The organism is Paraburkholderia sp. EG304 (genome assembly GCF_046543485.1).
Taxonomy (GTDB): domain Bacteria; phylum Pseudomonadota; class Gammaproteobacteria; order Burkholderiales; family Burkholderiaceae; genus Paraburkholderia; species Paraburkholderia youngii.
Window position 1 is genome coordinate 1 of sequence record NZ_JBKGUA010000383.1, and the last position, 366, is coordinate 366.

At 53.3% G+C, this 366-nt stretch carries 1 pseudogene; it reads left to right on the forward strand.

The annotated features are described in order from the left end of the window. Positions 1 to 366, forward strand: a pseudogene (locus ACLFKU_RS44395) (glycosyl transferase group 1); the annotation flags it as partial.

The following is a 366-nucleotide window of genomic DNA, read 5'->3' on the forward strand; positions in this document are numbered from 1 at the left end:
TATCATCCAGCCATCGATCAGTCCGTTCTCCGCCAAGAATCGCAACTATGAAGGGCCGGCAGACCAGAAGCTGGAAAATTCAGTTTCGTTTAATGGCCGCAAATCGGGACCTACGCCATCGCTTCAGCAAATCCTCGGTTGGCGGTATTTTCTGCACGTTTCCAGATGGGATAGCCTCAAAGGCATCGACCGGATCATCACCGCTTTTATCCGTTTTGTGCGTGCGGCATCCGACGAGGAAAATACGATACGCCTCGTGATAGCAGGACCCGACCCTCTGGATGTCGCTGACGATCCGGAAGGACGGACGTATTTCGAGAAGTGCCTGGCACTACGTGACCAGTTGCCAACGGAAGTACAGCAACA